The organism is uncultured Cytophaga sp., assembly GCF_937863595.1.
Classification (GTDB): Bacteria; Bacteroidota; Bacteroidia; order Cytophagales; family Cytophagaceae; genus Cytophaga.
In genome coordinates, this window is record NZ_CALMGQ010000165.1 from 1 (window position 1) to 25631 (window position 25631).

Genomic DNA, 25631 nt, shown 5'->3' on the forward strand with positions numbered 1-25631 from the left:
GGCGTTGAAGTAACGACTGCAAAAGTTCGTCGTGAGCGTATGGGTCACATCGAATTAGTTGTGCCTGTAGCACACATCTGGTATTTCCGTTCATTACCAAACAAGATCGGTTATATGTTAGGTTTACCTACAAAAAAACTTGATCAAATTATTTATTACGAACGTTACGTTGTTATTCAATCAGGTGTTAAATCTGAAGATGGTATCAACTATTTAGATTTCTTAACAGAAGATGAATATCTAGATATCTTAGATAAACTTCCTCGTGAGAATCAATTATTAGACGATAAAGATCCAAATAAATTCATCGCTAAGATGGGTGCAGATGCGTTAGAAACACTTCTTTCTCGTTTGAACTTAGATGAATTATCATACAGCTTACGTCACGCAGCAGCAAACGATACTTCTCAACAACGTAAGGCGGAAGCTTTAAAGCGTTTGAAAGTTGTTGAAGCTTTCCGTGATGCTAAATCTCGTATCGAAAACAAACCAGAGTGGATGATTATCCGCATGGTTCCTGTAATTCCACCAGAATTACGTCCATTAGTTCCTTTGGATGGTGGTCGTTTCGCTACTTCAGATTTAAATGATTTATACAGACGTGTTATTATTCGTAACAACCGTTTGAAAAGATTGATTGAAATTAAAGCTCCAGAAGTAATCTTACGTAACGAAAAACGTATGCTTCAGGAAGCGGTAGATTCATTGTTCGATAACTCTCGTAAGATTAATGCAGTTCGTGCAGAAGGAAACAGAGCATTGAAATCATTGTCTGATATGTTGAAAGGTAAGCAAGGACGTTTCCGTCAAAACTTACTTGGTAAACGTGTTGATTACTCTGGCCGTTCTGTAATTGTTGTAGGACCTGAATTGAAACTACACGAATGCGGACTTCCGAAAGATATGGCAGCTGAATTATTCAAGCCGTTTATTATTCGTAAGTTAATCGAACGTGGTATTGTAAAAACAGTTAAATCTGCTAAGAAAATAGTGGATCGTAAAGATCCAGTAGTTTGGGATATTCTTGAAAACGTATTGAAAGGTCACCCGATCCTTCTTAACCGTGCTCCTACACTTCACCGTTTAGGTATTCAAGCATTCCAACCAAAATTAATTGAAGGTAAAGCAATTCAGTTACACCCATTAGTGTGTACTGCCTTCAACGCCGATTTTGATGGTGACCAGATGGCGGTTCACGTTCCACTAGGACATGAAGCTATTCTTGAAGCATCTTTATTGATGATTGCATCTCATAACATCCTTAACCCTGCGAATGGTGCTCCTATTACAGTACCTTCACAAGACATGGTTTTGGGTCTTTATTATGTAACAAAAGGCCGTAAATCAACTCCTGAACATCCTATCATGGGTGAAGGTATGAAGTTTTATGGCGCTGAAGAAGTTGTGATTGCTATCAACGAAGGTCGTTTATCACAACATGCGCATATTCAAGTTAAAGGTAAAGTACGTTCTGAAGATGGCGAATTAGTTGAACAAATGATCGAAACCGTTGCTGGTAGAGTATTGTTCAACTTAGTAATGCCTGAAGAAGTAGGTTTTGTAAACGAACTTTTAACGAAGAAAAAATTACAGTTAATCATTGGTACGGTATTCAAAATTGCTGGTATGTCTAAAACTGCGAAGTTCTTAGATGATATCAAGCAAATAGGATTCCAAATGGCCTTCAGAGGTGGTCTTTCTATTGGTTTGGATAACATTGGTATCCCAGCAGATAAGCACATATTGATTGATCGTGCTAAAAAAGAAGTAGATGCTGTTTGGAGTAACTACTTAATGGGTCTTATCACAGATAACGAACGTTACAATCAGGTTATTGATATCTGGACGCGCGTTAACTCTGAGATTACAGATACATTGATGCAACAATTAGAAGCAGATCAACAAGGCTTCAACCCAATCTATATGATGATGCACTCCGGTGCGCGTGGTTCTCGTGAACAGATTCGTCAATTAGGTGGTATGAGAGGTTTGATGGCTAAGCCTCAAAAGAACTTACAAGGTTCAATTGGTGAAATCATTGAAAACCCAATCTTATCTAACTTCAAAGAAGGTCTAGATGTTATTGAGTACTTTATCTCTACACACGGTGCTCGTAAAGGTCTTGCCGATACAGCACTTAAAACAGCAGATGCTGGTTACTTAACACGTCGTTTGGTAGATGTTGCACAAGATGCAATTATCAACGAGCAAGATTGTGGTACATTAAGAGGTCTTACGGTTTCAGCGTTAAAAGATAACGATGATATTGTTGAACCATTAACAGAACGTATCCTTGGTAGAGTAAGTGTTCACGATGTATTCCATATAATTTCTAATGAATTATTGGTTTCTTCAGGAGAAGAAATTACGGAAGAAATTGCTAGAACGATAGATGAGTCAGGTATTGAAGCTGTGGAAATCAGATCGGTATTGACGTGTGAATCAAGAAGAGGATGTTGTGCTAAATGTTATGGAAGAAACTTAACAACCGGAAGAATGGTTAGTATAGGTGAATCTGTAGGTGTTATTGCAGCTCAGTCCATTGGTGAACCAGGTACTCAGTTAACACTTCGTACATTCCACGTAGGTGGTACCGCATCCAACATTACTGTTGATGCAAAAATTAAAGCTAAGTTTGATGGCGTAGTTGCTTTTGATGATTTAAAAGTAATTCAATCTACAAATTTAGAAGGCGAGAAAGTTACAGTAGTAATGGGCCGTTCAGGTGAAATTCGTATCGTTGAGCCAGTATCTGGCAAAACGTTATTGAGTAATCACGTTCCATACGGTGCATTCTTAGTAGTTAAAGACGGCGATAAAGTTACAAAAGGACAAGAGCTATGTTTCTGGGATCCATATAACGCAGTTATCTTATCTGAATTTGAAGGTACGATTCAATTTGATTCAATCGAAGAAGGTGTTACTTTCCGCGAAGAATCAGATGAACAAACTGGACACAGAGAAAAAGTTATTGTTGATACAAAAGACAAAACTAAAAACCCTGCAATCATTGTAAATCCTAAAAAAGGTGATCCGAAAGAATATTCTATTCCAGTTGGAGCCCATTTAGCAATCGAAGATGGACAAGCTGTTAAACCAGGTCAGGTATTAGTTAAGATTCCTCGTTCTGTCGGTAAAACAAGAGATATTACGGGTGGTCTTCCTCGAGTAACGGAATTGTTTGAAGCGCGTAACCCTTCTAACCCTGCAGTTGTAAGTGAAATTGATGGTATCGTTACATATGGTACTATTAAGAGAGGTAATAGAGAAATCTTTATTGAATCTAAAGATGGCGTTAAGAAAAGATACATGGTACCTTTGTCTAAACACATCCTTGTTCAGGACAATGATTTCATCCGTTCAGGTAACCCGTTGACAGATGGTGCAATTACGCCATCAAATATTTTGTCAATCAAAGGACCGACTGCAGTTCAAGAATATCTTGTAAATGAAATTCAAGAAGTATACCGTCTGCAAGGTGTAAAAATCAATGATAAACACATTGAGATAATTGTAAGACAGATGATGCAAAAGGTTCAGATTATTGAAGCTGGTGATACATCTTTCTTAACAAACCAAGCAGTGGATCGTTTCAAATTCAGAGAAGAAAACGATACGATCTTAGATAAAAAAGTTGTTGTAGAATGCGGTGACTCAGAAAAACTAAGACCAGGTATGATCATTACAGCGCGTCAATTGAGAGATGAAAACTCTAGCTTGAAGCGTAAAGATCAACGTTTGGTTGCAGTTAGAGATGCTGAACCTGCTGTTTCTATGCCAACGTTACAAGGTATTACACAAGCTTCATTAGATACAGAAAGCTTTATTTCTGCAGCATCATTCCAAGAAACTACAAAAGTTTTAAGTGAAGCAGCAGTAAGAGGTAAAATGGATTTCTTAAAAGGCTTGAAAGAAAACGTAATCGTAGGTCACTTAATTCCTGCTGGTACTGGTCAACGAGTATTCAATGACATTATTGTAGGTTCAAAAGAAGAATACGATAGTTTGATTGCTTCTAAAGAAGCCTTCAATGCTGCTCGCAAAGGCGAGTTACAACAAAGTTAATTGTATATTAAAAAAATATATAAGGGCATTGGTTCTGTAACCTTTGCCCTTGTTTTTTCTTAAAGCGACAATAGAAATGGCAGTCAAAAATAATCCAACTGAGGAAATGATGCAGAATCAATTAAACATTGAATTGCCCGAAGAAATGGCAGAAGGTGTTTATGCTAATTTAGCAATGATTGCACATTCAAACAGTGAGTTTGTATTAGATTTTATTCGTATGATGCCTGGCGTACCTAAAGCACGTGTTAAATCACGTGTAGTAATTACTCCAGAACATGCGAAACGCTTGTTACAGGCATTGACCGATAATATCGTAAAATACGAAGAATCGTTTGGTGCAATAAAAGATCAAGAAGAATTTCCTCGTTTTCCAATGAATTTTGGAGGAACAATGGGAGAGGCTTAGCCCTTAATTTGGCTAATTGAGCATAAAATAATAAAGAAAAACATATTTGGTGATAATATGTGGATGAATTTCGAAAAAAATAATATCCACAATTTGCAGAATAGCCAAATATGCGTACCTTTGCAGTCCGATAAATTGAGAATAGTTAAATACTTAGGATAAATGCCTACTATACAACAATTAGTAAGAAAAGGAAGAGAACAACTTGTATTCAAGTCAAAATCTCCTGCTCTAGATTCCTGCCCACAAAGAAGGGGCGTATGTACACGAGTGTACACTACAACACCAAAGAAACCAAACTCTGCAATGCGTAAAGTTGCGAGGGTGCGTTTAACAAACTCTAAAGAGGTGAATGCTTATATCCCTGGAGAAGGTCACAACCTTCAAGAACACAGTATTGTGTTGATCCGTGGTGGTAGAGTAAAAGATCTTCCAGGTGTTCGTTATCACATCGTTCGTGGAGCTTTAGACACAGCTGGCGTAAGCGGTAGAAAACAAAGTAGATCTAAATACGGTGCTAAGAGACCGAAACCAGGCCAAGTTGCCGCTGCCCCTGCTAAATCTAAAGGCAAGAAAAAATAATTAGAATATGAGAAAGGCGAAACCAAAGAAGAGATATCTTCTTCCTGATCCTAAATTTAGCGACACAACTGTAACTAAATTTGTTAACAGCTTAATGTATGATGGCAAGAAAAGCACAGCATACACTATTTTTTATGATGCAGTTGCATTAGTTGAAAAGAAAACTTCTGAGAACGGCTTAGAAATTTGGAAAAAAGCATTAAACAACGTTAGTCCTCAAGTTGAGGTTCGCTCTCGTCGTGTAGGTGGTTCTACATTCCAAGTACCAACTGAAGTTCGTCCAGATAGAAAAATGGCTTTGGGAATGAAATGGTTAATTAACTATGCTCGTTCTCGTGGTGAAAAGACTATGACAGATAAATTGGCTGGTGAAATTATCTCTGCTTCAAAGGGCGAAGGCGCTGCAGTTAAAAAGAGAGATGATGTACATAGAATGGCTGAAGCAAACAAAGCATTCTCACATTTCAGATTCTAATTTCTGCAAAACAATAATATGGCTCGCGATTTAAAACTCACACGAAATATTGGTATTGCCGCTCACATTGATGCTGGTAAAACAACAACTACAGAGCGTATCCTTTTCTATTCTGGCGTAAGTCACAAATTAGGAGAGGTACACGAAGGTGGCGCAACAATGGACTGGATGGCGCAGGAGCAGGAAAGAGGTATTACTATTACTTCTGCTGCAACTACAGTTGGCTGGAAATATAAAGACAAACAATATCACGTTAACATTATTGATACACCAGGTCACGTTGATTTTACTGTTGAAGTAAATAGGTCATTACGTGTACTTGATGGATTGGTATTTTTATTTAGTGCGGTTGATGGTGTTGAACCTCAATCTGAAACAAACTGGCGTTTAGCAAACAACTATAAAGTTGCTAGATTAGGTTTTGTTAATAAAATGGACCGTTCTGGTGCCGATTTCTTAAACGTGTGTAAGCAAGTTAAAGAAATGTTGGGTAGTAACGCTGTTCCTTTGCAATTGCCAATTGGTTCTGAAGATACTTTCAAAGGTGTTGTTGACTTAGTTAGTAATAAGGCAATGGTTTGGAATGAAGCAGATAAAGGTATGACCTTTACTGAAATTCCAATTCCAGAAGATATGCTTGAAGATACCTTAAAGTATAGAGAAAACTTATTGGAAGCAGTAGCCGACTATGATGAGTCATTAATGGAGAAATTCTTTGATGATCCTAATTCAATTTCGGAAACTGAAATATTAAACGCTTTGCGTAAAGCAGTTTTAGATATGAAGATTGTACCCATGTTATGTGGATCTTCATTCAAAAACAAAGGTGTTCAAACAATGCTTGATTATGTAATGGAGTTATTACCATCTCCATTAGATAAAGATGATATCGTTGGGATTAATCCTGATACTGAGAAAGAAGTTACGCGTAAGCCATCTGAAAGTGAACCTTTCTGTGGATTAGCTTTCAAAATTGCAACAGATCCATTTGTAGGTCGTTTGTGTTTTGTAAGATCGTATTCTGGAATATTAGAATCAGGCTCATACGTTTACAATACGCGTTCTGGAAACAAAGAGAGAATTTCTCGTATCTTCCAAATGCATGCAAATAAGCAAAATCAAATCGACAGTTTACAATGTGGAGATATCGGAGCTGTAGTAGGCTTTAAAGATATCAAAACAGGAGATACACTGTGCGATGAAAAAAATAAAATTGTTCTTGAATCCATGGACTTCCCAGAACCAGTAATTGGTTATGCTATTGAGCCAAAAACTCAAGTAGATGCGGATAAAATGGGTATCGCTATTGCTAAATTGGTAGAAGAAGATCCTACCTTGCATGTGCATACAGACCAAGAAACAGGCCAAACAATTTTGAGAGGTATGGGTGAATTGCACCTTGAAATTATCATTGACCGTATGCGTCGTGAATTCAAGGTTGAAATTAACCAAGGCGCTCCTCAGGTTGCTTACAAAGAAGCATTAACGAAAAGCACAGAACATCGCGAAGTTTTCAAAAAACAATCAGGTGGTCGTGGTAAGTTTGCAGATATCGTATTCGAATTATCTCCTCGTGAAGATGAGAAATTAGGATTAGAATTCGAAAATAAAATTGTGGGTGGTGTTATTCCTAAAGAATTTATACCATCTATTCAAAAAGGTTTTGAAGAAGCTATGAAGAATGGCGTAGTAGCTGGTTTCCCTGTGGAATCAATGAAAGTACGTTTATTCCATGGTTCATTCCACGATGTCGATTCAGATGCATTGTCATTCGAATTAGCAGCAAGACAAGGTTTCAAAGAAGCATCTAAAAATGCAGGTGCTAAAATCATGGAACCAATCATGTCTGTAGAAGTTGTTACTCCGGAAGAATATACAGGCCCTGTTACAGGTGACTTGAATAGAAGAAGAGGAATGATGAAAGGTATGGATACTAAGATGGGTGCTCAAGTAATCAAAGCAGCTGTTCCATTGTCTGAACTATTCGGTTATGTTACAGATTTGAGAACAATCACTTCTGGTCGCGCAACTGCTTCATTGACATTCTCTCATTATGAATTCGTTCCTGCAAACCTTGCAGAAACTATAGTAGCTAAAGTTAAAGGTACTGCTGTAAGCAAATAATATCATGAATCAAAAAATTAGAATTAAACTTAAATCTTACGATCACAACTTAGTAGATAAATCTTCTGAGAGAATTGTAAGAGCTGTAAAAGCAACTGGCGCTATCGTAAGTGGCCCAATCCCTTTGCCTACAGAAAAGGAAATCTTCACTGTTTTGAGATCTCCACACGTTAACAAAAAATCAAGAGATCAGTATCAACTTTGTACGTATAAAAGACTTGTTGATATTTACTCAACAAGTTCTAAAACAGTTGACGCTCTAATGAAATTAGAGTTGCCAAGTGGAGTTGACGTAGAAATTAAAGTTTGATAAGGTCAATCTTTTGGAAATAATAAAATGTAATTCGAAAGAATTACATTTCTTTTCTACCAAGGGCTCTATTTCGATAAAATAAACACAAAGTAATTTTGCTTACATTTATTTTTTCGTATCTTTGCAGTCCCTTTTTAGCGAAGGGTTAAGAAAATAAATTATATTCTCCGTAAAATATTAGGGTGATGTCCGGTATTATAGGTAAAAAAGTAGGGATGACAAGTGTGTACGATGCAGCAGGAAATTATATTTCTTGTACTGTGATCGAAGCTGCTCCTTGCGTTATCACACAAATCAAAACTGTAGAATCAGACGGTTATAAAGCTGTACAGTTAGCATTTGATGATAAAAAAGAAAAGAGCACTACAAAGCCTCTTTTAGGTCATTTTAAAAAGGCAGGTGTTTCTCCAAAAAGAAAACTTGTAGAATTTAAAGGATTTGAAAATGAATTGACATTAGGTCAATCAGTAGCAGCACAAGACATATTTATTGAAGGTGACTTCGTAGATGTAGTTGGAACTGCAAAAGGTAGAGGTTTTCAAGGTGTTGTAAAAAGACATGGTTTTGCTGGTGTTGGTGGTCAAACACACGGTCAACACAACAGAGCTCGCCATGCTGGTTCAATTGGTGCTTGCTCATTTCCTGCTCGTGTATTTAAAGGTACACGTATGGCTGGTAGAATGGGGAATAACAGAGTAAAAATTCAAAATTTACAAATTTTGAAACTTTATCCTGAACATAACTTGCTAGTTGTTAGCGGTTCAGTACCTGGTTCCAAAAATTCTTACGTTTTAATTGAGAAGTAATCATGGAACTATCCTTATTTAGTATTAAAGGTAAAGATACTGGGAAGAAAGTAATTCTTTCTGACGAGATCTTCGCAGTGGAGCCTAACAACCACGCAATATATTTAGATGTGAAACAATATCTTGCTCACCAAAGACAAGGTACTCACAAAGCTAAAGAACGTGCTGAAGTTTCATTCTCTACTAGAAAGCTTAAAAAGCAAAAAGGTACAGGTGGTGCGAGAGCAGGTAGTCGTAGATCACCTATTTTTGTAGGTGGTGGTACTATCTTCGGTCCAAGACCAAGAACATATGGTTTCAAAGTAAACAAAAAAGTTAAAGATTTAGCACGTAAGTCTGCATTCAGCCATAAACTGAAAGAAAGCAACGTGACTGTTCTTGAAAACTTCACTTTGAATGCCCCAAAAACTAAAGATTATTTAGCAATTCTTAAAGATCTTTCTTTCGATACGAAAAAGACTTTATTAGTGATAGCTGATATCGATAAAAATGTAATCCTTTCAAGCAGAAACTTGAAAAAAGCGAAAGTTGTTTGTGTAGACCAAATCAATACATATGATTTAGTTAATGCAGAGAAAGTAGTTATTTCTGAAGGATCTGTTGCGAAAATTGAAGCATTACTCAACTAATTAGAGTCATGAGTATTTTAAAGAAACCCCTTATTACCGAAAAGGTGTCTGCACAGAATGAAAATGGAGTATACGGCTTTGTTGTAGATAAAAATGCAAACAAAGTTGCCATTAAACAAGCAGTTGAAAAAATGTACGGCGTCAATGTTGAAGAAGTAAGAACCATGATCGCTCCTGGGAAAAAGAAAACGCGCTATAGCAAAGGTTCTTTTTTAACTGGAAAGACATCTTCATTCAAAAAGGCAATCGTAAAAGTTAAAGACGGAGAAATCATCGATTTCTACAGTAATCTATAATCATTAAGGTTCAATCATGCCACTGAAAAAATTCAGACCGATTACACCTGGTACAAGATTTAGAGTTGGTGCATCGTATGCCGATGTAACTACATCTACTCCTGAAAAGTCACTTGTAACTTCTATTAAGAAGTCAGGTGGACGTAACAGCCAAGGTAAGATGACTATGCGCTACATTGGTGGTGGTCATAAGCAACAATATCGTATTATCGATTTCAAAAGAGATAAACACGCTATTCCTGCAGTAGTTAAAACTATCGAGTACGATCCAAATCGTACAGCTCGTATTGCATTAGTGTCATACGCAGATGGTGAAAAAAGATATATAATTGCTCCAACAGGATTAACAGTAGGAATGACCTTATTATCAGGTCCAGGTACTGCTCCAGAAGTTGGGAATGCACTTCCTCTATCTGATATACCTTTAGGTACTGTAGTTCACAATATCGAACTTAAGCCAGGTAAAGGTGCTGCAATGTCTCGAAGCGCTGGAACGTATGCTCAATTAGTAGCACGTGAAGGAAAATACGCAACTCTTAAATTGCCATCAGGCGAAATGAGAATGGTTCTTGTAGTTTGCTATGCAACTATAGGTACAGTTTCAAATGCGGACCACATGAACCTTACAAAAGGTAAAGCTGGTGCGAACAGATGGGCTGGTAGAAGACCAAGAGTAAGAGGTGTTGCTATGAACCCTGTCGATCACCCTATGGGTGGTGGTGAAGGTCGTTCATCAGGAGGTCATCCAAGATCTAGAAAAGGCTTATACGCTAAAGGTGGAAAAACTAGAAGCGCTACTAAGTACTCTAAGAATATGATTGTAAAAAAGAGAGTTAACAAAAGATTGGGTAAATAATGTCACGTTCGCTCAAAAAAGGCCCCTACATAGATTTCCGTCTTGAAAATAAAGTTCAGGCGTTGAATGATTCAGTTAAGAAAACTGTTATCAAGACTTGGTCAAGAAGATCAATGATATCTCCAGATTTCGTTGGACATACATTCGCTGTACACAACGGAAATAAATTCATCCCAGTTTTTGTAACAGAAAATATGGTTGGACATAAATTTGGTGAATTTTCACCAACGAGGACATTCAAAGGTCACGCTGCAAAAGGTAAGAAATAATTAAGTCATTCATTTGACAAAGTATTCCAATGGAAACGACAGTTAAAATAAAAAAATCGGTTCTCAAAAGACAGAGGATAGCAGCAGCCAAAGAAGCTGCAGCTAAAGGAGCAGTTAAGGCACACCTTAAGAACGTTCCAACTTCTACTAGAAAAATGAGACTCGTTGCTGACCTAATTAGAGGGCAGCGTGTAACCTTATCATTAGGTATTTTAAAATACCAAGCGAAATTAGGTGCTAGAAAATTAGAAAAATTAGTACTTGGTTCAGTTGCTGATTGGCAAGCGAAGAACTCTGAAATAAGAGTTGAAGATGCTGATTTATATATTCGTGAAATTTTTGTAGATGGTGGTCGAATGCTTAAGAGACTTCGCACTGCACCACAAGGAAGAGCGTATAGAGTTCGTAAAAGATCAAACCACATTACAATTGTGATTGATTCTTTAAAAGAACTACCTTCTGCACCAGCTGCAGTTGTTGAAGAAAAAGAAGTTGTTGCTGCTACTGCTAAAAAGCCAAAAGCTGTTGCTAAAAAAGCAACTGCTGAAAAAAGCAAAGCTAAAACTAAAGCGAATTAATTACCATGGGACAAAAAGTTAATCCGATAGGTTTCCGTTTAGGAATTGTTAAAGGTTGGGATTCTAACTGGTACGGAGGCAAAACATTTGCTGAAAAATTAGTTGAAGACGAACAAATACGTAAGTATGTTCTAGCTCGTATTCCTAAAGGCGGAATCTCTAAAATAATCATCGAAAGAACGATTAAAAGAGTAACCCTTACAATTAATACTGCAAGACCTGGTGTTGTAATCGGTAAAGGTGGTGCTGAAGTAGATAAAATTAAAGAAGAGTTAAAGAAAATTACAGGTAAAGATGTTTTAATAAATATCTTTGAAATAAAAAGACCTGAAATGGAAGCTCTTTTAGTAGCTGAGTCTATTGCGCAACAATTAAAAGCTAGAATTTCTTACCGTCGTGCTATGAAGCAAGCAATTGCTGGTACAATGCGTGTTGGAGCTCTAGGTATCAAAATAAAATTATCTGGTCGTTTAGGTGGTGCTGAAATGGCACGTACCGATCAATATAAAGAAGGACGTATTCCTCTACATACATTGCGTGCAGATATCGATTATGCAATCGGTGAAGCATTAACTGTATACGGCAAAATCGGAATCAAGGTATGGATCTTTAAGGGTGAAGTATATGGTAAAAGAGATTTGTCACCAAATGTAGGCAACACTACTTCAGGTCCAAATTCTTCTAACAACGATAATGCTTCTCCAAACCAAGGCGCTAGAAGAAAAAGAGGCGGCGAAGGTAATAGAAAAAAGTCTAACAAATAGAACAGAGATTCTGTCTGTATATAAAATAACGTCATGTTACAGCCAAAACGTACAAAATATAGAAAGCAGCAAAAGGGAAGAGTAACTGGAGTTGCTACCCGTGGTCATAGAATTGCTTTCGGCTCTTTTGCAATAAAGTCTTTAGAAGGTGGTTGGTTAACAGCTCGCCAAATTGAAGCAGCACGTATCGCAATGACACGTGCAATGAAAAGAGAAGGCCAAGTTTGGATAAGAGTATTTCCAGACAAACCAATTACCCAAAAACCTGCAGAGGTTCGTATGGGTAAAGGTAAAGGTGCTCCTGAATATTGGGTTGCTTGTATCAAACCAGGTACAATCTTATTCGAATCAGGTGGAATAACCTTAGAAACGGCACAAGAATCTTTGCGTTTGGCTGCGCAAAAGTTGCCTTTCAAAACTAAATTTATAGTTAGACCCGATTACGTAGCATCATAATATGAAAACTGCTGAAATAAAAGGTTTATCGGTAGAAGATTTAAAGCAACGTATCGTTGCCGAAAAAGAGAACTTGCACAAGCTTAAATTTGCACATGCGATTTCCCCAATTGAGAACCCGATGAAAATAAGTCATACTCGTAAGCTAATAGCTAAATTGAGTACTGAACTTACTGCAAAAGTTAAATAAGTTAAGGTCGAAAGATTAAATCTACCGAACTATAATGGAAGAAGTTCTAAGAAACGCCAGAAAAGAAAGAACTGGCAAAGTAGTGAGTAATAAGATGAATAAATCTATTACGATAGCTGTTGAACGTAAAGTAAAACACGCGAAGTATGGAAAATTTATCCATAAGACTACGAAATTAATGGCTCACGATGAAAATCAAGAGTGCGGTATTGGTGATACAGTGCGCATCATGGAAACAAGACCATTGAGTAAATTGAAACGTTGGAGACTTGTAGAAGTCATTGAAAAAGCTAAGTAATCATGGTACAACAAGAATCAAGACTAACCGTAGCAGACAACAGTGGTGCTAAAGAAGTATTAGTAATTCGTGTACTAGGTGGTACAGGTAAGAGATATGCTTCTATAGGCGATAAGGTTGTGGTGACTGTAAAGTCAGCAATTTCTTCAGGTAATATGAAGAAAGGTACGGTTTCTAAAGCCGTGGTGGTACGCACCAAAAAAGAAATTAAGCGTGCGGATGGTTCATACATCCGTTTCTCTGATAACGCTGCCGTTTTATTGAACAATAATGACGAACCAAGAGGTACTCGTATCTTTGGACCAGTTGCGCGCGAATTGAGAGACAAGCAATTTATGAAAATCGTTTCATTAGCCCCTGAAGTTCTTTAATTCTTATGGCAAGCAACAAACAAGTTAAACTACATGTTAAAACGAAAGATAACGTTATCGTTATCTCTGGTGATGACAAAGGAAAAACTGGAACAGTTATTTCTGTAGATAAAGAAAATAAAAAAGCTATTGTTGAAGGTATCAATATTGTTACTAAACACAATAAGCCTACAGCAAATGTACCAAACGGTGGCATTGTTAAAAAGGAAGCTCCTATTCATATTAGCAAGCTTATGCATGTTGATCCGAAATCAGGTAAAGCAACAAGAATTGGCCGCAAAGAAGATAAAAACGGCAAAATGGTTAGATACGCTAAAAAGTCAGGGGAGGTAATCAAGTAATGGCTAATCCTAGATTAAAAGATAAATATCTTAAAGATATTGTTGGAGAATTGAAAACGAAGTTTCAATATTCTTCAGTTATGCAAGTTCCTAAGATTACTAAAATTGTAATCAATAAAGGTATCGGTGCAGCAGTTGCAGATAAAAAATTAGTTGACGTTGGAGTGGATGAACTTACAATGATCACTGGTCAAAAAGCTGTAGCTACCAAATCCAAATTGGATGTTTCTAACTTCAAACTTAGAGCTAACATGCCAATCGGTGCAAAGGTAACTCTAAGAGGAAATCATATGTATGAATTTCTTGATCGTTTAACATCTGTGGCTTTACCACGTGTTAGAGATTTCAAAGGAATCAATGACAAAGGATTTGATGGACGTGGAAATTACACACTTGGTGTAAAAGAACAAATCATCTTCCCTGAAATCAGCATTGATAAAATCAATAAAATTACTGGTATGGACATCACTATTGTGACTACTGCTAAGACTGACGAAGAAAGTTTTGAACTTCTGAAAGCATTCGGTATGCCGTTTGCTTCTCTGAAAAAATAATTATAGACCATGGCTAAAGAATCGGTAAAAGCTAGAGAAAGAAAAAAACAAGCATGTGTAGACAAATATGCTGTTAAAAGAAAAGCTCTAAAAGAAGCAGGTGATTATGTTGGATTAGACAAATTACCTAAAAATGCTTCTCCAGTACGTTTACACAATCGTTGTAAATTGACAGGTCGTCCAAGAGGTTATATGAGAAAATTCGGTATCAACCGTGTTACTTTCAGAGAACTTGCAGCAAATGGTAAAATACCAGGCATTACAAGAGCCAGTTGGTAATTTATTTCAAAATACTTTATTATTAAAAAATAATATTGTACCTTTGCAGGCCCTTTTAGGGCTTTTAATTTCTTATTAAGTTGTTAGAATTGTTAAAAATATGGATCCAATAGCCGATTACCTTACAAAAATCAGAAACGCGATAAAAGCAAAACATCGTGTTGTTGAGGTTCCTGCTTCAAATGTAAAGAAGGAGATAACCAAGGTACTTTTTGATAAAGGGTATATTCAAAGTTATAAATTTGAAGATAGCGCTGTTCAAGGCACTATTAAAATAGCTTTAAAATATAATGCTCTTACAAAAGAGTCTGCAATCGTTAAATTAGAACGCATTAGCAAACCTGGTTTGAGAAAATACACACACGCGGAAACAATGCCACGTGTTTTAAATGGTCTTGGTGTTGCAATCATATCTACCTCTAAAGGTATTATGAGCAGCAAAGAAGCTAAGAATCTAAATATAGGCGGAGAAGTTCTTTGCTTTGTTTATTAATTAAATATTCGGACGAAATAGTATGTCACGTATTGGTAAATTACCTGTAACTCTTCCGGAAAAAGTAGAACTTTCAGTTTCTCCATCAAACCTTGTAACTGTTAAAGGCCCTAAAGGTACTTTAACTCAACAAGTTGATGTTGATATTAAAGTTTCCGTAGAAGATGGAAAGGTTGTAGTTGCTAGACCTACAGAGCAAAAAAGACACAAAGCATTACATGGTTTGTATCGCTCTTTAATTAGCAACATGATTGTTGGAGTAAGTCAAGGTTACAAAATTGATCTTGAATTAGTTGGTGTTGGTTACAAAGCAACAGCTGCTAACAATGTCTTAGAATTAAGTTTAGGATTCTCTCACGGAATTTTCTTTAAGTTACCTTCAGAACTTACTGTTTCTGCATTAACAGAAAAGGGAAAGAACCCAGTTGTTACGTTAGAGTGTATCGATAAGCAGTTAATTGGACAAGTATCTGCTAAAATCAGATCTCTAAGAAAAATCGAGCCTTACAAAGGTAAAGGTGTTCGATTCAAAGGTGAAGTTGTACGAAGAAAAGCTGGTAAAACAGCATCTAAATAATTAAGATATGGCAACTAAGAAAGATCTTAGAAGGCTCAGAATTAAAAGAGGTATTAGAAATAAAATTTCTGGTACTGCTGAGAAACCAAGATTGTCTGTATTCAGAAGTAATACAGGTATCTTCGCTCAATTAATTGATGATATAAGTGGAGCTACTCTTGCAAGTTGCTCTTCAACAGAGTTTAAATCTAGCAAAGGTACAAAGTGCGACATTTCAACAATGGTTGGGAAAGCAATAGCAGAAAAAGCATCAGCAAAAGGTATTAAAAATATCGTTTTTGATAGAGGTGGTTTTTTGTATCATGGTCGTGTTAAGTCATTGGCTGAAGGTGCAAGAGAAGGTGGTTTAGCATTCTAATTCAATAAAAGAAAAAATATTATGTCTCAAGTCAACGTTAAAACGGTTAAAGCTAGCGAAATAGAGCTTAAAGAGCATGTTGTTGCTATAAACCGTGTTGCTAAAGTAGTAAAAGGTGGACGTCGTTTCAGTTTTTCTGCAATAGTTGTAGTAGGAGATGGAAATGGTGTTGTTGGTCATGGTTTAGGTAAAGCAAATGAAGTTACAGATGCAATTACTAAAGCAATTGATGACGCTAAAAAGAATCTTATTAAAGTACCTATTATCAACGGTACACTGCCCCATCAAATGGAAGGCAAATATAGTGGAGGATTCGTATTAATTAAACCCGCAGCTCCAGGTACTGGTGTTCTTGCAGGTGGTGCGATGCGTGCTGTATTTGAAAGTGCAGGAGTAAAAGATGTATTAGCTAAGTCTAAAGGATCTTCAAATCCACATAATGTGGTTAAAGCAACAATCGACGCATTAGTTAAAATGAGAGCTCCTCATAAAGTAGCTATGCAAAGAGGTGTTACTATGAGTAAAGTATTTAATGGTTAATTTAATATAATCATGGCAAAAGTTAAGATTACTCAAGTTGTAAGTGCAATTAAAAAATCTCAAAATCAAAAACGTGTATTACAATCGTTAGGTTTAGGTAAAATTAATTCTACAGTAGAGCAAGAACTTACACCTTCAATTAAAGGAATGCTTAATAAAGTGAATCATTTAGTAGTTGTTAGCGAGTAAGTATTATGAAATTACATACATTAAGACCTGCAAAAGGTGCAGTAAAGTCTTCAAAACGTATCGGTAGAGGTACTGGTTCTGGTAGAGGTGGTACTTCTACAAAAGGACATAAAGGAGCAAAATCTAGATCTGGTTATTCTTCAAAAATAGGTTTTGAAGGTGGTCAAATGCCTTTACAACGTCGTTTACCTAAATTTGGTTTTAAACCTTTGAACAAAATATCGTTTAAGCCAATTAATTTAGATGAATTAGTTGAATTAATTGAAAGAACTGGTGCTTCTGTAGTTGATTTTGCTTTGATGAACCAAAATGGTTTGATTGGAAACAAAGACAAAGTTAAAATCCTTGCAAGAGGAGAAGGAGAACTTAAATCAATTAAAGCTGAAATTATTGCTCACGCCTTTTCTACATCAGCTTCTGAAGCTATTGTAAAAGCAGGAGGTAAAGTTACCCTTATAGGATAATGAAGCGTTTCATTTCTACTTTTAAAAATATATTCTCAATAGAAGAACTCCGTACGAGAATCTTCACTACAATCATGTTCCTAGTTATGTTTCGACTAGGTTCTTTTGTTGTTTTACCCGGTGTTGACCCGAGTAAAATAACAGATGCAAGTAGTTCGGAAGGAATATTAGGTGTTATTAATACCTTCTCAGGAGGTGCTTTTAACAACGTTTCTGTATTTGGCTTGGGTATCATGCCATATATATCAGCTTCTATTGTTTTACAATTATTAACTTTTGCTGTTCCTCATTTTCAACGTCTTCAAAAAGATGGTGAATCTGGAAGAAATAAAATTAATCAGTATACAAGAATTCTTACAATTTTCATTACTGTAGCTCAGTCAATAGGCTATTTAGCTGCTACATTAAATGAATCTATGTTCTATGAAGGTATGGATAATCCTTTCATGAATATTGTTAGGATCATCACTCTAATTTCAGGAACTATGTTCTGTATGTGGTTAGGTGAACGTATAACTGAAAAAGGTATAGGTAATGGTATTTCGATGTTGATTATGATTGGTATTGTTTCAAGATTACCTTTCGCATTATCCGCTGAAATAAGTTCAAAAGGATTATCTGGTGGGCTACCATTATTGATTGAATTTGCAGCATTGTTTGGTGTAATTATGTTAGTTGTACTTGTACAACAAGCAACAAGAAGAATACCAATCCAATACACAAAACAAATAGCTGGTGGTAAACAAGTTATTGGACAACGCCAATATTTACCTCTTAAGTTGATAGCTGCTGGTGTTATGCCAATAATATTTGCTCAATCAGTTATGTTCCTTCCTGCAATTTTAGGATCTTCATTTCCTGATTCAGAATTTGCAAGTACAATTGGAGCAACAATGAGTGACTTTACATCTTGGCAGTACAATGTTGTTTTTGCAACGATGATTATTCTATTTACTTATTTCTATACAGCGATTACGGTCAATCCGAATACGATTGCTGAAGACTTAAGAAGAAATGGAGGATTTATACCAAGTGTTAAACCTGGTGCAGCAACGTCTGAATTTATTGATGACGTATTGACAAAAATTACATTGCCAGGTTCTATATTTCTTGCTGTATTAGCAATCTTACCTGCTTTTGCTAGCATGACAGGTATTGAAAGAGAATTTGCATATTTCTATGGTGGTACCTCTTTATTAATTATGATTGGTGTTGTATTAGACACCTTGCAACAAATCGAAAGTTTCTTATTAATGAAACATTACGATGGAATGATGCAAACGGGTCGTGTTAAGGGAAGATTGGATAGTACTGCAGTTATTTAACAATAATGTCAGTTATTCATTATAAATCTAATGAAGAGCTTGAAATTATACGTGAAAGCGGTATAATTCTTGGAAAAGCTCACGCAGAAATTGCGAAAATTATTAGACCAGGAATTAAAACGAATGAATTAGATAAGATAGCTTATCAATTCATTGCTGATAACGGAGGGCTTCCTTCTTTTAAAGGCTATAATGGTTTTCCTGCTACGCTTTGTATTTCGGTGAATGAAGTTGTCGTTCATGGTTTCCCTAGCGAATATGAATTACAAGACGGAGATATAATTTCTGTTGATTGCGGTGTTAAGTATAAAGGATTTCACAGTGACTCTGCTTATACTTATCCTGTAGGAAATGTAAAAGAAGAAGTGTTAAAACTGCTTCGTATTACAAAAGAAAGTTTATATAAAGGTATTGAACAAGCTGTTGTTGGCAATAGAATTGGTGACATCGGTTATGCAGTACAAACGTTCGTTGAAAATGAAGGTTACACTGTAGTGAGAGAATTAGTAGGTCATGGATTGGGTAAAAGCCTTCATGAAAAGCCTGAAGTTCCTAATTATGGTAATCGTGGTAAAGGGTTGAAACTAGAAGAAAATCTAGTTATAGCAATAGAACCCATGATAAACCTTGGAAAGAAAAATGTTGTTCAGGAAAATGATGGTTGGACCATACGAACTTCTGATCGATTACCTTCTGCACATTTCGAACATACGGTAGCTATAAAAAAGGGAAAACCAGAAATTTTGACTACCTTTGAATTCATTGAAAAAATAATTAATATTTAATACTTCGCATGTCGAAACAATCGTCCATTGAACAAGATGGCAAAATCTTAGAAGCACTTTCCAACGCAATGTTTCGCGTAGAGTTAGGCAATGGCCATCAAGTTATTGCACATATTTCTGGAAAAATGCGAATGAATTATATAAAAATATTACCAGGAGACAAAGTAAGAATGGAAATGTCTCCATATGATTTGACTAAAGGAAGAATCGTATTTCGTTACAAATAATAATAATTTAACTTATAAAACAATAAGACGATGAAAGTAAAAACATCGATCAAAAAGAGAAGTGTAGATTGCAAAGTTGTCAGAAGACACGGCAAACTTCTAGTTATCAATAAGAAGAACCCAAGGTTCAAACAAAGACAAGGTTAATAATAATTGAATAATACTATGGCAAGGATTTCTGGTGTTGATATTCCCGATAACAAAAGAGGTGAAGTTTCTTTAACTTACATCTATGGAATTGGTCGTAACTCAGCTCAAAGTATTTTGACGAAAGCCGGCGTAAGCTGGGATAAGAAAGTTAATGAGTGGAATGATGAAGAAGCGAATGCAATTCGTGCGATCATTGGTTCTGAACATAAAACTGAAGGTGCTCTTAAGTCTGAAGTGCAATTAAGCATTAAACGTTTGATGGATATCGGCTGTTACAGAGGCCTTCGTCACAGAAAAGGTTTACCAGTACGTGGTCAACGTACTAAAAACAATTGCCGTACTCGTAAGGGTAAGCGCAAAACTGTTGCTAACAAAAAGAAAGCAACTAAATAGTAATTAATTACTGAAACTGATATTTAATTCAGAATATGGCTCAACAATCAACAGCCGCGAAAAGAAAAGATAAGGCTAAAAAAAGAATCGTAGTTATCGAACCAACAGGACAGGTTCATATCAGAGCTTCTTTCAATAACATTATCATTTCTGTTACCAACAGTACAGGTCAAGTTATATCTTGGGCTTCTGCAGGTAAAATGGGATTCCGCGGATCTAAAAAGAATACTCCTTACGCTGCTCAAGTTGCAGCGCAAAACTGTGCTCAAGTTGCCTTTGAAGGCGGAATGAGAAAGTGTGAAGTTTTTGTAAAAGGACCAGGCTCAGGTAGAGAGTCTGCAATTCGCACCATTCAAAATGCTGGTATCGAAGTGTTAATGATTAAAGACGTTACACCTATGCCACATAACGGATGCAGACCTCCTAAAAAGAGAAGAGTCTAATTATTTAAGTGAACATTAATAATTAATTAACAAGAAATGGCACGTTATACTGGCCCTAGGTCTAGAATTTCAAGACGATTCGGTGAGCCTGTGATGGGGGATAGTAAAGCTCTTCAAAAGAAGAATTACGCTCCCGGAATGCACGGAAGAAATAAAAAAAGAAAGCAATCTGAATATTCTATTCAGTTGAAAGAAAAGCAAAAGGCTAAATATACTTATGGTGTATTAGAAAGACAATTTGCTAAAACTTTTGACACTGCTGCAAGAAAACAAGGTATCACTGGTGAAAACCTTTTGAAAATGCTTGAATCTCGTTTAGATAACACAGTGTACCGTTTAGGTATTGCTTCATCTAGAAGAGCTGCTCGTCAACTTGTATCTCACAAACATATTGTTGTTAATGGAGAAATCGTTAACATTCCTTCATACCAATTGAAGCCAGGTGATCAGTTAGGCGTTCGTGAGAAATCAAAATCTCTTGAATCAATTACTGAAAGTCTTTCTACTCAATCTGCTAAGAAATTTACTTGGTTGGAATGGGATCTATCAAGTATGTTAGGTAAATTTGTAACTTACCCTCAACGTGATGAAATTCCTGAAAATATCCAGGAACAACTGATTGTCGAGTTGTACTCTAAATAATTAAATACACATAATCTAAAATATATTTATGTCTATTCTTTCTTTTCAAATGCCAGAAAAAGTGGTTATGGAAAAAGCAGACGATTTTCACGGTCTGTTTGAATTCAAACCTCTTGAAAAAGGATATGGTGTAACTATCGGTAATGCTTTAAGAAGAATTTTATTGTCTTCACTTGAAGGTTATGCGATCACTGGAATTAAAGTTCCAGGTGTGTTACATGAGTTCTCTACAATTCCTGGCGTAAGGGAAGATGTAACTGAGATTATCTTGAACCTTAAACAAGTTCGTTTCAAAAAGATTTCTGACGTGAACGAAAATAAAATCGTTGTTAGTATCAAGAAACAAGCTTCTTTCAAGGCTGGAGATATTGCTAAGTTTACTTCTGCTTATCAAATATTAAACCCTGAATTATTAATCTGCAATGTAGATTCTAATTCCAACTTTGATATCGAGTTAACGCTTGAAAAAGGTCGTGGTTACTTGCCTGCAGAGGAAAACAAACCAGCAGAACAAATCTTTGGTTATATTCCAATCGATGCAATTTTTACACCAATTAAAAATGTAAAATACAGCGTTGAGAATACAAGAGTAGAACAAAGAACGGATTACGAAAAACTTATTCTTGAAATATTAACGGACGGATCTATACATCCTGAAGATGCATTGAAAGGTGCTGCTAATATTTTAATAAAACACTTCATGTTATTCTCAGATCAAACAATGACGTTTGAGGCTGTTAAAGCTGAAGAAGAAGAGACAGTAGATGAAGAATTCTTACACATGAGAAAACTTCTTAAAACTTCTCTAGCTGATCTAGACTTGTCTGTACGTGCTTACAACTGTTTAAAGGCTGCTGATATCAAAACATTGGGAGAGCTTGCTACTCTTGATATTTCTGACATGATGAAGTTCCGCAACTTTGGTAAGAAGTCTCTTAACGAGTTAGAGCAGTTAATTATTGATAAAAACTTAACCTTTGGAATGGATACGGCTAAGTATAAACTTGACGAGGATTAATCGCAATGAGACACGGTAAAAAAGACAATCACCTAGGCAGAACAAGTACTCACAGAAGAGCATTATTATCAAACATGGCTTCTTCTTTGATTGTTCATAAAAGAATTTCTACTACAGTTGCTAAGGCTAAAGAACTTAGAAAGTACGTAGAACCTTTGATTACGAAAGCGAAAGCAGATTCTACACACAGTAGAAGAACGGTTTTCTCTTATCTACAAAATAAAGATTCAGTTAAAGAATTATTTGACAATGTTGTTGAGAAAATCGCAGCAAGACCAGGTGGTTACACTAGAATTTTAAAAACTGGTGCGCGTTTAGGCGATAACGCTGATATGTGCATTATTGAATTAGTTGATTATAACGAAACTTACGTTAAAACTACGGAAGTTAAAGCTGCAAAAAGAACGCGTCGTTCTACTGCTGCTAAAAAAGATGAATCTACTGAATCAACAGATACTGAACCAAAAGCATAATGCTTTCAAAGCAACAATGTTTTACTATATCTTAAATAAAAAAGGATTCGACTTTTGTTGAATCCTTTTTTATTTTGTTTAAATTCAAACATTCAAAATTACAATGAAAGTCCAAGAACAAAAAGAAGCTTATTTAATGCTAGAAGACGGTACCTGGTATAAAGGTATCGCTGTTGGTAAAATTGGTACTACTTCAGGTGAGATTTGTTTTAATACGGGGATGACAGGCTATCAAGAGATCTATACGGATCCATCTTATTTTGGTCAAATCATTGTCAATACTACAAGTCACATCGGCAATTACGGTGTTAAAGAAGACGAACAAGAATCTGCTGGTGTAAAATTCAGTGGCTTGGTTTGTAGAAATTTCTCCGATATGTTTTCAAGATATGACGGCGACAGCTCGCTTCAAGCATATTTCGAAAAGAATGGCATTGTTGGGATCAGCGATATTGATACGCGTGAATTAGTTCGACACATACGTTCTACAGGAGCGACAATGAATGCCGTAATTTCTTCTGAAATTTTAGATATTGAAAAATTAAAAGAAGCAGTTAAAAATGTACCTTCTATGAAAGGACTTGAATTGTCAAGTATCGTTTCTACAAAAGAAAGTTATTTTTTAGGTGAACCAACTGCAACATATAAGGTTGCTGTTTTAGATTTAGGTGTAAAAACAAGTATACTGAAAAATCTAACAACTAGAGACTGCTATTTAAAAGTATTCCCAGCAAAGACAACGTATGCAGAAATGAAAGCGTGGTCTCCCAACGGTTACTTTATCTCTAATGGACCTGGAGACCCTGCTGTTACGAGCTATGCAATTGATACCGTAAAAAGTATTTTAGCTGAAGACAAGCCCATGTTTGGAATCTGTTTAGGCCACCAGCTTTTAGCTGAGGCGAATGGAATACCAACTTATAAAATGCCAAATGGACATAGAGGTTTGAACCATCCTGTTAAAAATTTAATTTCAGGATTGTCTGAAGTTACTTCTCAAAACCATGGTTTTGCAGTAGATGCGAATTCAATACCTAAAGATAGCAATGTTGAGATAACGCATATTAATTTAAATGACAATACTGTTGAAGGTATTCGTTTGAAGAATAAAAATGCTTTCTCCGTACAATATCACCCTGAGTCTTCTCCGGGCCCACATGATTCGATCTATTTATTCGATCAATTTGTAGCAAATTTAAAATAGAATATTAATAAATTAAATAAAAAAGATGAGCTTAATAGAAGAAATTGTTGCACGTCAAATCTTTGACTCAAGAGGAAATCCTACTATCGAAGTAGATGTAATTACTGAAAATGGTTTAATTGGTAGAGCAGCAGTTCCATCTGGCGCATCTACTGGTAAGCACGAAGCAGTTGAATTAAGAGATAATGATAAATCTATTTACATGGGCAAAAGCGTTTTAAAAGCGGTTTCTAATGTAAATGATATTATTGCTCCTGAATTAATTGGATCTCATGTATTTGAGCAAAACCTAATTGATCGTTTAATGATTGATTTAGACGGCACTACAAACAAAGGTAAATTAGGAGCTAATGCAATCTTAGGTGTTTCTTTGGCGTTGGCTAAAGCAGCAGCTCAAGAAGCTGGCTTACCTCTTTATAGATATGTTGGTGGTGTTAGTGCTAACACATTACCTGTACCAATGATGAACATCATCAATGGTGGTTCACATGCAGATAACTCTATCGATTTTCAAGAGTTTATGATTATGCCTACTGGTGCAAAATCATTCACTGAAGCAATGCGTATGGGTTCTGAAATTTTCCATACTCTTGCAAAAGTATTGAAATCAAAAGGAATGTCTACAAACGTAGGTGATGAAGGTGGTTTCGCTCCAAATATTTCTTCTAACGAAGAAGCATTGAAAACAGTAATACAAGCGATCGAACAAGCTGGTTACAGACCAGGCGAAGATGTTATGATTGCATTTGATGCTGCAGCTTCTGAATTTTATGATTCTGAAACAAAATTATATCACCTTAAAAAATCAACGGGCGAAAAATTAACATCTTCTCAAATGGTTTCATTCTGGGCAGATTTAGTTAAGCGTTATCCAATCGTATCGATTGAAGATGGTCTAGATGAAGACGATTGGTCTGGTTGGGCTGAATTGACTAAATCAGTTGGTGATAAAGTACAATTGGTTGGTGATGATTTGTTTGTAACAAACGTTAGTCGTTTACAACAAGGAATTGATCAAGGCATTGCGAATTCAATCCTTGTAAAGGTAAATCAAATTGGCTCATTAACAGAAACAATTTCTGCTGTTAATTTAGCTAAGAGAAATGCATATACTTCAGTAATGTCTCACCGTTCTGGTGAAACAGAAGACAATACAATTGCTGATTTGGCTGTTGCATTAAACTGTGGTCAAATCAAAACGGGATCTTGTTCTCGTTCTGATCGTATGGCAAAATACAATCAGTTACTTCGTATCGAAGAGGAATTGGGCGAGTCTGCTTATTTCCCTGGTAAAAATATGCGTAAGTAATATTACTAGCAATATTACTAAAGGTCTCGCTATTGGCGAGACCTTTTTTTTTGTAAATTGCAGTATGAAGATACTTGAAAGGATACAAACGTTGCCACCTATCTTTAGGAATTTTTTCTTCCTGTTCTCTATGGTATTTATTATTTGGATGATTTTTTTTGATTCGAATGATTTGATCAGTCAATATAAAATGAACAAACAGCTCAACGATCTTGAAAGTGAGCGCGACTATTACGAACAAAAAATTGTAGAAGTTAAAGCAGAAGAAGATGCTTTAATAAAAGACAAAGATAAATTAGAAAAGTTTGCTCGAGAGCATTACTTAATGAAGAAGCCTACAGAGGATATCTACATCCTTGTTGAAGAAAAATAAAATCAAAAATCTT

General features: G+C 36.0%; 38 protein-coding genes. All 38 read left to right on the forward strand.

Translation table 11 applies throughout. The annotated features are described in order from the left end of the window. Positions 1-4065, forward strand: a 4065-nt coding sequence (rpoC, locus tag Q0543_RS14315) for a DNA-directed RNA polymerase subunit beta' (RefSeq protein ID WP_299254535.1), incomplete at its 5' end; no start/stop codon positions are given. 76 nt (positions 4066-4141) lie between these two features. Beyond that, complete coding sequence (locus Q0543_RS14320) at positions 4142-4474, forward strand: DUF3467 domain-containing protein (RefSeq protein ID WP_299254538.1); 333 nt, start codon at positions 4142-4144, stop codon at positions 4472-4474. 162 nt (positions 4475-4636) lie between these two features. Beyond that, complete coding sequence (gene rpsL / locus Q0543_RS14325) at positions 4637-5056, forward strand: 30S ribosomal protein S12 (RefSeq protein ID WP_299254541.1); 420 nt, start codon at positions 4637-4639, stop codon at positions 5054-5056. A gap of 7 nt (positions 5057-5063) precedes the next feature. After that, on the forward strand, positions 5064-5531 hold the full coding sequence (rpsG, locus tag Q0543_RS14330; RefSeq protein WP_299254543.1) for a 30S ribosomal protein S7: 468 nt from the start codon (positions 5064-5066) through the stop codon (positions 5529-5531). Positions 5532-5549: 18 nt separating this feature from the next. Beyond that, on the forward strand, positions 5550-7655 hold the full coding sequence (fusA, locus tag Q0543_RS14335) for an elongation factor G (protein ID WP_299254546.1): 2106 nt from the start codon (positions 5550-5552) through the stop codon (positions 7653-7655). A gap of 4 nt (positions 7656-7659) precedes the next feature. Then, on the forward strand, positions 7660-7965 hold the full coding sequence (gene rpsJ, locus Q0543_RS14340) for a 30S ribosomal protein S10 (RefSeq protein WP_299254548.1): 306 nt from the start codon (positions 7660-7662) through the stop codon (positions 7963-7965). Positions 7966-8153: 188 nt separating this feature from the next. Beyond that, complete coding sequence (gene rplC, locus Q0543_RS14345; RefSeq protein ID WP_299254550.1) at positions 8154-8774, forward strand: 50S ribosomal protein L3; 621 nt, start codon at positions 8154-8156, stop codon at positions 8772-8774. A gap of 2 nt (positions 8775-8776) precedes the next feature. After that, on the forward strand, positions 8777-9403 hold the full coding sequence (gene rplD / locus Q0543_RS14350) for a 50S ribosomal protein L4 (protein ID WP_299254553.1): 627 nt from the start codon (positions 8777-8779) through the stop codon (positions 9401-9403). An 8-nt stretch (positions 9404-9411) separates the two neighbouring features. Beyond that, positions 9412-9699, forward strand: coding sequence for a 50S ribosomal protein L23 (gene rplW, locus Q0543_RS14355; protein WP_299254556.1), 288 nt, complete (start codon positions 9412-9414; stop codon positions 9697-9699). A 16-nt stretch (positions 9700-9715) separates the two neighbouring features. Next, positions 9716-10555 (forward strand): 50S ribosomal protein L2, encoded by an 840-nt coding sequence (gene rplB / locus Q0543_RS14360; RefSeq protein WP_299254559.1) that lies wholly within the window; start codon positions 9716-9718, stop codon positions 10553-10555. After that, on the forward strand, positions 10555-10824 hold the full coding sequence (gene rpsS, locus Q0543_RS14365; RefSeq protein ID WP_299254562.1) for a 30S ribosomal protein S19: 270 nt from the start codon (positions 10555-10557) through the stop codon (positions 10822-10824). Before rplB ends, rpsS begins: the two co-directional genes overlap by 1 nt. Before the next feature lie 29 nt (positions 10825-10853). Further along, positions 10854-11402, forward strand: coding sequence for a 50S ribosomal protein L22 (rplV, locus tag Q0543_RS14370; RefSeq protein ID WP_299254565.1), 549 nt, complete (start codon positions 10854-10856; stop codon positions 11400-11402). Between the two features lie 5 nt (positions 11403-11407). Beyond that, positions 11408-12166, forward strand: a complete 759-nt coding sequence (gene rpsC, locus Q0543_RS14375; RefSeq protein WP_299254568.1) for a 30S ribosomal protein S3 — start codon at positions 11408-11410, stop codon at positions 12164-12166. 33 nt (positions 12167-12199) lie between these two features. Then, entirely contained in the window at positions 12200-12622 is a 423-nt protein-coding gene (gene rplP / locus Q0543_RS14380; protein WP_299254571.1) for a 50S ribosomal protein L16, read from the forward strand. A 1-nt stretch (position 12623) separates the two neighbouring features. Further along, a complete protein-coding gene (rpmC, locus tag Q0543_RS14385) occupies positions 12624-12812 on the forward strand; it encodes a 50S ribosomal protein L29 (RefSeq protein ID WP_299254574.1) in 189 nt (62 codons plus the stop codon). 34 nt (positions 12813-12846) lie between these two features. Continuing rightward, entirely contained in the window at positions 12847-13110 is a 264-nt protein-coding gene (rpsQ, locus tag Q0543_RS14390) for a 30S ribosomal protein S17 (RefSeq protein ID WP_018344552.1), read from the forward strand. Between the two features lie 2 nt (positions 13111-13112). After that, entirely contained in the window at positions 13113-13481 is a 369-nt protein-coding gene (gene rplN / locus Q0543_RS14395) for a 50S ribosomal protein L14 (RefSeq protein ID WP_299254582.1), read from the forward strand. A gap of 5 nt (positions 13482-13486) precedes the next feature. Beyond that, the gene (gene rplX, locus Q0543_RS14400; RefSeq protein WP_299254585.1) at positions 13487-13822 is read left to right on the forward strand and encodes a 50S ribosomal protein L24; all 336 of its coding nucleotides are present in this window, start codon (positions 13487-13489) and stop codon (positions 13820-13822) included. Continuing rightward, positions 13822-14376 (forward strand): 50S ribosomal protein L5, encoded by a 555-nt coding sequence (gene rplE / locus Q0543_RS14405; RefSeq protein WP_299254588.1) that lies wholly within the window; start codon positions 13822-13824, stop codon positions 14374-14376. The genes rplX and rplE overlap by 1 nt, the downstream gene beginning before the upstream one ends. A 9-nt stretch (positions 14377-14385) precedes the next feature. Then, the gene (gene rpsN, locus Q0543_RS14410) at positions 14386-14655 is read left to right on the forward strand and encodes a 30S ribosomal protein S14 (protein WP_299254591.1); all 270 of its coding nucleotides are present in this window, start codon (positions 14386-14388) and stop codon (positions 14653-14655) included. A gap of 100 nt (positions 14656-14755) precedes the next feature. After that, entirely contained in the window at positions 14756-15148 is a 393-nt protein-coding gene (gene rpsH / locus Q0543_RS14415; RefSeq protein ID WP_299254594.1) for a 30S ribosomal protein S8, read from the forward strand. A gap of 22 nt (positions 15149-15170) precedes the next feature. Further along, a complete protein-coding gene (rplF, locus tag Q0543_RS14420; protein ID WP_299254597.1) occupies positions 15171-15725 on the forward strand; it encodes a 50S ribosomal protein L6 in 555 nt (184 codons plus the stop codon). Positions 15726-15732: 7 nt separating this feature from the next. Next, a complete protein-coding gene (gene rplR / locus Q0543_RS14425; protein WP_299254600.1) occupies positions 15733-16083 on the forward strand; it encodes a 50S ribosomal protein L18 in 351 nt (116 codons plus the stop codon). A 21-nt stretch (positions 16084-16104) separates the two neighbouring features. Beyond that, positions 16105-16623, forward strand: coding sequence for a 30S ribosomal protein S5 (rpsE, locus tag Q0543_RS14430; protein WP_299254603.1), 519 nt, complete (start codon positions 16105-16107; stop codon positions 16621-16623). A gap of 12 nt (positions 16624-16635) precedes the next feature. Further along, entirely contained in the window at positions 16636-16812 is a 177-nt protein-coding gene (gene rpmD, locus Q0543_RS14435) for a 50S ribosomal protein L30 (protein ID WP_299254606.1), read from the forward strand. A gap of 5 nt (positions 16813-16817) precedes the next feature. Further along, positions 16818-17276 carry a 50S ribosomal protein L15 gene (gene rplO / locus Q0543_RS14440; RefSeq protein WP_299254609.1) on the forward strand — a complete coding sequence of 153 codons (459 nt, stop codon included), beginning with the start codon at positions 16818-16820 and terminating at the stop codon, positions 17274-17276. Continuing rightward, positions 17276-18601, forward strand: a complete 1326-nt coding sequence (gene secY, locus Q0543_RS14445; RefSeq protein WP_299254612.1) for a preprotein translocase subunit SecY — start codon at positions 17276-17278, stop codon at positions 18599-18601. Before rplO ends, secY begins: the two co-directional genes overlap by 1 nt. Before the next feature lie 5 nt (positions 18602-18606). Further along, positions 18607-19386, forward strand: a complete 780-nt coding sequence (gene map, locus Q0543_RS14450) for a type I methionyl aminopeptidase (RefSeq protein WP_299254615.1) — start codon at positions 18607-18609, stop codon at positions 19384-19386. An 8-nt stretch (positions 19387-19394) separates the two neighbouring features. Beyond that, positions 19395-19613 carry a translation initiation factor IF-1 gene (gene infA, locus Q0543_RS14455; protein ID WP_299254618.1) on the forward strand — a complete coding sequence of 73 codons (219 nt, stop codon included), beginning with the start codon at positions 19395-19397 and terminating at the stop codon, positions 19611-19613. Between the two features lie 30 nt (positions 19614-19643). Next, the gene (gene rpmJ, locus Q0543_RS14460; RefSeq protein WP_072356053.1) at positions 19644-19760 is read left to right on the forward strand and encodes a 50S ribosomal protein L36; all 117 of its coding nucleotides are present in this window, start codon (positions 19644-19646) and stop codon (positions 19758-19760) included. 18 nt (positions 19761-19778) lie between these two features. After that, complete coding sequence (gene rpsM, locus Q0543_RS14465) at positions 19779-20156, forward strand: 30S ribosomal protein S13 (RefSeq protein ID WP_299254627.1); 378 nt, start codon at positions 19779-19781, stop codon at positions 20154-20156. 35 nt (positions 20157-20191) lie between these two features. Continuing rightward, the gene (gene rpsK / locus Q0543_RS14470) at positions 20192-20599 is read left to right on the forward strand and encodes a 30S ribosomal protein S11 (protein WP_299254630.1); all 408 of its coding nucleotides are present in this window, start codon (positions 20192-20194) and stop codon (positions 20597-20599) included. A 36-nt stretch (positions 20600-20635) separates the two neighbouring features. Continuing rightward, a complete protein-coding gene (gene rpsD / locus Q0543_RS14475; RefSeq protein WP_299254633.1) occupies positions 20636-21241 on the forward strand; it encodes a 30S ribosomal protein S4 in 606 nt (201 codons plus the stop codon). A 28-nt stretch (positions 21242-21269) separates the two neighbouring features. Then, a complete protein-coding gene (locus Q0543_RS14480) occupies positions 21270-22259 on the forward strand; it encodes a DNA-directed RNA polymerase subunit alpha (protein WP_299254636.1) in 990 nt (329 codons plus the stop codon). A gap of 5 nt (positions 22260-22264) precedes the next feature. Beyond that, a complete protein-coding gene (gene rplQ, locus Q0543_RS14485; protein ID WP_299254639.1) occupies positions 22265-22732 on the forward strand; it encodes a 50S ribosomal protein L17 in 468 nt (155 codons plus the stop codon). 103 nt (positions 22733-22835) lie between these two features. Then, a complete protein-coding gene (gene carA / locus Q0543_RS14490) occupies positions 22836-23936 on the forward strand; it encodes a glutamine-hydrolyzing carbamoyl-phosphate synthase small subunit (RefSeq protein ID WP_299254642.1) in 1101 nt (366 codons plus the stop codon). Between the two features lie 25 nt (positions 23937-23961). Next, a complete protein-coding gene (eno, locus tag Q0543_RS14495; RefSeq protein WP_299254645.1) occupies positions 23962-25245 on the forward strand; it encodes a phosphopyruvate hydratase in 1284 nt (427 codons plus the stop codon). A 130-nt stretch (positions 25246-25375) separates the two neighbouring features. Next, entirely contained in the window at positions 25376-25618 is a 243-nt protein-coding gene (locus tag Q0543_RS14500) for a septum formation initiator family protein (protein WP_299254648.1), read from the forward strand. Positions 25619-25631 lie beyond the last annotated feature (13 nt).

Coding starts and splice junctions, on each gene's coding strand:
- rplV (WP_299254565.1), top strand. CDS start 10,854: ATGGAAACGACAGTTAAAATAAAAAAATCGGTTCTCAAAAGACAGAGG.
- rplD (WP_299254553.1), top strand. CDS start 8,777: ATGGAACTATCCTTATTTAGTATTAAAGGTAAAGATACTGGGAAGAAA.
- rplE (WP_299254588.1), top strand. CDS start 13,822: ATGGCTAATCCTAGATTAAAAGATAAATATCTTAAAGATATTGTTGGA.
- secY (WP_299254612.1), top strand. CDS start 17,276: ATGAAGCGTTTCATTTCTACTTTTAAAAATATATTCTCAATAGAAGAA.
- rpsS (WP_299254562.1), top strand. CDS start 10,555: ATGTCACGTTCGCTCAAAAAAGGCCCCTACATAGATTTCCGTCTTGAA.
- rplO (WP_299254609.1), top strand. CDS start 16,818: ATGAAATTACATACATTAAGACCTGCAAAAGGTGCAGTAAAGTCTTCA.
- fusA (WP_299254546.1), top strand. CDS start 5,550: ATGGCTCGCGATTTAAAACTCACACGAAATATTGGTATTGCCGCTCAC.
- rpsH (WP_299254594.1), top strand. CDS start 14,756: ATGGATCCAATAGCCGATTACCTTACAAAAATCAGAAACGCGATAAAA.
- rpsJ (WP_299254548.1), top strand. CDS start 7,660: ATGAATCAAAAAATTAGAATTAAACTTAAATCTTACGATCACAACTTA.
- rplP (WP_299254571.1), top strand. CDS start 12,200: ATGTTACAGCCAAAACGTACAAAATATAGAAAGCAGCAAAAGGGAAGA.
- Q0543_RS14320 (WP_299254538.1), top strand. CDS start 4,142: ATGGCAGTCAAAAATAATCCAACTGAGGAAATGATGCAGAATCAATTA.
- rplF (WP_299254597.1), top strand. CDS start 15,171: ATGTCACGTATTGGTAAATTACCTGTAACTCTTCCGGAAAAAGTAGAA.
- eno (WP_299254645.1), top strand. CDS start 23,962: ATGAGCTTAATAGAAGAAATTGTTGCACGTCAAATCTTTGACTCAAGA.
- Q0543_RS14500 (WP_299254648.1), top strand. CDS start 25,376: ATGGTATTTATTATTTGGATGATTTTTTTTGATTCGAATGATTTGATC.
- rpsQ (WP_018344552.1), top strand. CDS start 12,847: ATGGAAGAAGTTCTAAGAAACGCCAGAAAAGAAAGAACTGGCAAAGTA.
- rplQ (WP_299254639.1), top strand. CDS start 22,265: ATGAGACACGGTAAAAAAGACAATCACCTAGGCAGAACAAGTACTCAC.
- Q0543_RS14480 (WP_299254636.1), top strand. CDS start 21,270: ATGTCTATTCTTTCTTTTCAAATGCCAGAAAAAGTGGTTATGGAAAAA.
- rplC (WP_299254550.1), top strand. CDS start 8,154: ATGTCCGGTATTATAGGTAAAAAAGTAGGGATGACAAGTGTGTACGAT.
- rpmJ (WP_072356053.1), top strand. CDS start 19,644: ATGAAAGTAAAAACATCGATCAAAAAGAGAAGTGTAGATTGCAAAGTT.
- rpsM (WP_299254627.1), top strand. CDS start 19,779: ATGGCAAGGATTTCTGGTGTTGATATTCCCGATAACAAAAGAGGTGAA.
- rplW (WP_299254556.1), top strand. CDS start 9,412: ATGAGTATTTTAAAGAAACCCCTTATTACCGAAAAGGTGTCTGCACAG.
- rplB (WP_299254559.1), top strand. CDS start 9,716: ATGCCACTGAAAAAATTCAGACCGATTACACCTGGTACAAGATTTAGA.
- rpsE (WP_299254603.1), top strand. CDS start 16,105: ATGTCTCAAGTCAACGTTAAAACGGTTAAAGCTAGCGAAATAGAGCTT.
- rplR (WP_299254600.1), top strand. CDS start 15,733: ATGGCAACTAAGAAAGATCTTAGAAGGCTCAGAATTAAAAGAGGTATT.
- rpmD (WP_299254606.1), top strand. CDS start 16,636: ATGGCAAAAGTTAAGATTACTCAAGTTGTAAGTGCAATTAAAAAATCT.
- rpsN (WP_299254591.1), top strand. CDS start 14,386: ATGGCTAAAGAATCGGTAAAAGCTAGAGAAAGAAAAAAACAAGCATGT.
- rplX (WP_299254585.1), top strand. CDS start 13,487: ATGGCAAGCAACAAACAAGTTAAACTACATGTTAAAACGAAAGATAAC.
- rpsC (WP_299254568.1), top strand. CDS start 11,408: ATGGGACAAAAAGTTAATCCGATAGGTTTCCGTTTAGGAATTGTTAAA.
- map (WP_299254615.1), top strand. CDS start 18,607: ATGTCAGTTATTCATTATAAATCTAATGAAGAGCTTGAAATTATACGT.
- rpmC (WP_299254574.1), top strand. CDS start 12,624: ATGAAAACTGCTGAAATAAAAGGTTTATCGGTAGAAGATTTAAAGCAA.
- rpsL (WP_299254541.1), top strand. CDS start 4,637: ATGCCTACTATACAACAATTAGTAAGAAAAGGAAGAGAACAACTTGTA.
- rpsD (WP_299254633.1), top strand. CDS start 20,636: ATGGCACGTTATACTGGCCCTAGGTCTAGAATTTCAAGACGATTCGGT.
- infA (WP_299254618.1), top strand. CDS start 19,395: ATGTCGAAACAATCGTCCATTGAACAAGATGGCAAAATCTTAGAAGCA.
- rpsG (WP_299254543.1), top strand. CDS start 5,064: ATGAGAAAGGCGAAACCAAAGAAGAGATATCTTCTTCCTGATCCTAAA.
- rplN (WP_299254582.1), top strand. CDS start 13,113: ATGGTACAACAAGAATCAAGACTAACCGTAGCAGACAACAGTGGTGCT.
- carA (WP_299254642.1), top strand. CDS start 22,836: ATGAAAGTCCAAGAACAAAAAGAAGCTTATTTAATGCTAGAAGACGGT.
- rpsK (WP_299254630.1), top strand. CDS start 20,192: ATGGCTCAACAATCAACAGCCGCGAAAAGAAAAGATAAGGCTAAAAAA.